General features: G+C 39.7%; 5 protein-coding genes. 3 read left to right on the plus strand and 2 right to left on the minus strand.

Translation table 11 applies throughout. The annotated features are described in order from the left end of the window. Positions 1–65: helix-turn-helix domain-containing protein (locus IM319_RS11315; protein WP_353857197.1), on the minus strand; the 65-nt coding region annotated here is incomplete at its 3' end. Positions 66–308: 243 nt separating this feature from the next. On the opposite strand from IM319_RS11315, the gene clpS reads away from it, so the two are divergent. From clpS to IM319_RS11330, 3 genes are all read left to right on the plus strand, one after another. Continuing rightward, complete coding sequence (gene clpS / locus IM319_RS11320; protein WP_002738526.1) at positions 309–596, plus strand: ATP-dependent Clp protease adapter ClpS; 288 nt, start codon at positions 309–311, stop codon at positions 594–596. Then, positions 589–1,407, plus strand: coding sequence for a CPBP family intramembrane glutamic endopeptidase (locus IM319_RS11325; protein ID WP_287735663.1), 819 nt, complete (start codon positions 589–591; stop codon positions 1,405–1,407). The genes clpS and IM319_RS11325 overlap by 8 nt, the downstream gene beginning before the upstream one ends. Positions 1,408–1,470: 63 nt before the next feature. Next, positions 1,471–2,988, plus strand: coding sequence for an ammonium transporter (locus tag IM319_RS11330; protein WP_287735664.1), 1,518 nt, complete (start codon positions 1,471–1,473; stop codon positions 2,986–2,988). Positions 2,989–2,999: 11 nt separating this feature from the next. Here the strand turns inward: IM319_RS11330 and IM319_RS11335 are convergent. Next, positions 3,000–4,569, minus strand: a 1,570-nt coding sequence (locus tag IM319_RS11335; protein ID WP_287735665.1) for a histidine kinase, incomplete at its 5' end; no start/stop codon positions are given.

Genomic DNA, 4,569 nt, shown 5'->3' on the forward strand with positions numbered 1-4,569 from the left:
AATAGCGACTCTTGTTCGGGTGTGGGGTAAAATCGAAACCAATAGGCTTTTTCCATGGGGAGCATTTTAGCATATATTTCGTAAATGTGTTAATATTTAACAGTAAAGCCGTCGTAGAACGACGGGGTTTCAGACCCAAATTTTCGATGATCTATCTATCTAGAAATGTCATTCCTTTGGCTGTCCCCCACTCCCCAACACCCAACCCCTCACGGATCACTGAAAAAGCCTAGCTCAATCTGGAAATTTTGATTATGATCATTAGTAATTGACCTGTATTTGTGATATAGATTCAAAGGAGAGAAACGGTGTCCACAGAAGTCATCGAAAAGCGTTCCACAGCGACAATCCGTAAACCAGCACCGCGTTATCGCGTTTTACTCCACAATGACGACTTTAACTCGATGGAGTATGTGGTTCAGAGTTTAATGCAAACGATCGCCGGTATGACGCAACCCCAAGCAGTCGATATCATGATGGAAGCGCACACTAATGGTACGGCCTTGGTGATTACCTGCATCCAAGAACACGCGGAATTTTACTGTGAAACCTTGAAAAATAAAGGTTTAACCAGCAGCATCGAACCCGATGAATAAAAGATTACGGGTAATTGCCACTTACCCAGTCCCCCTACGACTGGGAATTTTTATTTTGCTCTTACTTTTTCTCTGGTTGCCGATCGCACTTCCCCTCTATCACTTTTTTGCCACTAATGCTAATCTTGTCTCAATTTTGACCCTTTCTGTTCTCTATCTGGAATTTTTGGGGTTATCCCATTGGTGGGGACGGATAATTTATGGCGATGAGGGATTAGCCGATTATGGTTTGATTTGGCGAATAAAAACGCCGATCGAATTAATTAACGGGTTGGCGATCGGTTTATTTTTCACTTTCTCGCTTTTTCTGTCCCAAGCGTTCCTAGGTTGGTTAAATTTCTTACCCGCAAATCCCCAGATCAGCAAAATCATCCTGGAGGGGTTTTTAGTCGCTTTAGCGGTGGGTTTTGCCGAAGAATTACTATTTCGGGGCTGGTTACTGGGAGAATTAGAAAAGGATTATCGTCCCGCTATCGCTCTAGTGATTAGTGCCTTAATTTTCGCTCTTGCTCACTTTATTAAACCTTTAGCCGAAATTATCCGCACTTTTCCCCAATTTCCTGCCTTAGTCCTCCTAGGATTAATTCTCGGTGGGGCAAAACGCGCCTGTGGTGGTAATTTGGGTAAAAGTATCGGTCTGCACGCGGGTTTAATCTGGGCATACTATATATTAAACGTCGGCCAGTTAATTAAATACACTGGTACTGTTCCCGATTGGTTAACTGGAATCGATAAAAATCCTTTAGCGGGAGTGATGGGTTTACTTTTCCTGACAATTCTCGCTATCTGGACAAGAAAAAAGCAGTTTTGAGTGAACGATAGGGGATTAAATCAATTACTATAAAGGGGAAATTGCCCATGAGACTTATAGCCGATGAATCAATTATTATCTTTTCTAGAATATCGCCCGCGTTTGCGTAATATCCTATCTTTTTGTTTCTCTCTTATCGTCATGCTGTTGATCGGTGTAGGCAAAGTCACAGCACAAGATTCAAATAATTCTACTCTGGATTTAGTTGCTAATCTCTGGATGTTAATAGCCGGCTCTTTAGTATTCTTTATGAATGCGGGTTTTGCCATGCTGGAAACGGGTTTTGGTCGTACTAATAACGCCACTAATGTCTTAGCTAAAAACCTAATTGTCTTCTGTGTTTCTGCCTTGGCTTATTGGATGTTTGGTTTCGGTTTAATGTTTGGCGATACATCCGCACTAGAGAATAGTTTCTCTGGTGGTACAGGATTTTTCTTGGAAATTTTAACCCCCAATAATCAATACAGTCAATTCCAAGAACTGTGGCCAGGTCGTTCAATTGCTACTTTATTTTTCTTTCAATTAACTTTTGCGGGAACTGCGGCGACCATTGTATCGGGAGCAGTGGCAGAAAGAGTTAAATTTTGGGCATTTTTGCTATTTAGTTTCTGTTTAGTCGCTTTCTCTTATTCTCTTACAGGACATTGGATTTGGTCATCAGAAGGGTGGTTATATAACTTATTTAAGTTTCGAGATTTTGCCGGTTCAACGGTGGTGCATTCGGTGGGAGGAATGGCCGGATTAGTGGGTGCTTGGTTACTAAAACCGAGGGATGGACGCTTTGGTTATAATCGCAAAACCGATAGTTATGAAGAAAAAGAAAGAGGAAATTTTGCTCCCCATCAGTTAGGGTTTGCAACTCTTGGTTGTTTAATTCTTTGGTTAGGATGGTTTGGTTTTAATGGTGGTTCGGCGGTAAATTTGGATAATGTCCCCATGGCAATTACCACCACGATGATTGCCGCTGCCACGGGAGGAGTTTTGGCATTAATTCTTAATCCTTTAATTGGCCGCAAAGCCAGTTTATCCACAATTATTAATGGCATTTTAGGAGGGTTAGTGGGGGTCACGGCATCATCAGGTTATGTTAATATCAAATCAGCTATTATCATCGGTGGCATTAGTGGCATTATTGTCTTATTAGGAGAAGAATTTTTAATTAAAACTAAAGTGATTGATGATCCAGCGGGAGCAATTCCAGTACATCTTTTTTGTGGTTTTTGGGGAACAATGGCGGTGGGTTTCTTTAGTACCAAAGATGCGGGAGAATTCGCCAATGGATTAACACAGGATAATTGGCTATCTCAAGTTGTTTTTCAATTTTTTGGATGGAATATAGCCATGGTATTTACCTTTATTTTTAGTTTAATTCTCTGGCTAATTATTGGCAATGTCCTCTATTATCTGCAAGCAATTGTTTTACGTCAAAAGAATCCACAGGTTAATTCCTCTCCTGTTAGAAGGAGTGAATCCTTCAATATTCTTCAAATATTCTCCCTATTTTGGTTACAGGGAAGGGAAGGAATCCGGGTATCATTATCCGAGGAATTAAATGGTAGTGATGGGGTATTTAGTGATTGAAAAATTAATGTTTATTCAATAAGTTTTTGGCAATCTGGATTATCTTGCAAAGCTCGATCGATATCCAGTTTCCAAGCTTTGTCCTTATGCCAACGTTTTGCCCAAAATTGAGCTTCTTTAAAGTTATCAGAAGTTGGGGGGATTTTGCACAAAATTTCAAAAGCACCTTCTCTACCCGGTACATTAGCCACAAAATTATTAATACCTAGTCCTATTGCTTGCTGAATTAACCTTAATTCATTTAATTGAGTCGCACACTTTTTAGGAAGCTGATTACCTTGTTTCTTTTTCAATTCTTGCAGTTGTTGAATATTCTTTTCTAAGGTAATATTAAAATCTCGTTTAGCACAAATTTCTGGAATACTAGGTGAAGGTGTCACCACGACATTAGGAGTCTTTTCAGGAGTCTTGAATGACCAAAAAGTAAATCCAAGAAAGCCTAATAGTGCCAAGAAAGATAATATTCTAGTTAAACCCGCAGGAGAATTCTCCACATTAACTAATTTTTCTAGTTCTTGTTTAACCCATTGAACATTAAATACCTCTTGATAAATTCGATTGGTCACTTCTAGATACTCATCATTTTTAATCACTAATTCTGCTTGCTGAAGTGCCAATTTTTCCGGTTTATTATCAGCCAAGACTCTCCCCTGCAAAATATCTTGATAGGTTTCTAATGTTGACCTAACATTTTTATCAGGAATTAGGAGACTGTTTTGTATTTTCTGGAGATGGGCTGCCGCTTTATTTTGTAACCAATTTTCTACAATATTTTTCTGAATCAATTGTTCAATTAATGGTTTCTCTTGTCCTTCCCGCAACTCATTTTTATTGTCAATTAGCAAACGAATAACTATTTCTGTTAACTCCAAGTTAGCACCCGTCCAAGCTAGAATTTCCTCAATTAAAGCTGCTCGTTGATTCTCCTCAAATTTGGGCGTTAATTGTTTTTCAGCCAGTTGATATGCTGCCCCTTGACGCGCTATCTGTGCTTTTCGTTTGGCGGCGATTTCAATTAACTCTAAAAAACGCTTTTCTGACTCATTAATATCTTGATTTTCACTCCATTTTAAAGCTTCTTCTAAATCTTGATCAGAAAGAAGTTCCGGGGTACTAGCTACCAATTCCGCTTCCGGGTTAATCAGGATTTGTGGTAATTTGGCGGTGGCTAATAACTGCAATTCTTGACTGACGGTGATTTCTTCCCCGCGACCCCATTCCAATAAATCACTAGCTTGTTTTAATTCTTTAATAATAACCGGAGCGAGAGTGCGGTAGGAATGTTCGGGGTTAGCCAGTGCTGATTGGGCATTTTTAACTAAATATTGCCACTTTTGCTGTTCTGAAGCCAATTGAGACAGAGGTAAAATTAATTCTTGTAATTGCTGACGGGAAGCACTGGTTTCTTCCTGTTTGAACAGTTGTAACAGCTGTTTGAGGATATCTCTGACGCTGATGGAGATAGAAGAGGTTGCCGCAATAGCAGGGGTGGATTTTACTTGGTCGAGAAGATAGTTAAGATGGGCCTGTAATTCGGCAAAAGTCGGTTCACCGTTTTTAACGATAGCGTTAGCTTCCTTA

It is taken from the genome of Microcystis sp. M113S1 (genome assembly GCF_020246945.1).
In the GTDB taxonomy this organism is placed as follows: Bacteria; Cyanobacteriota; Cyanobacteriia; order Cyanobacteriales; family Microcystaceae; genus Microcystis.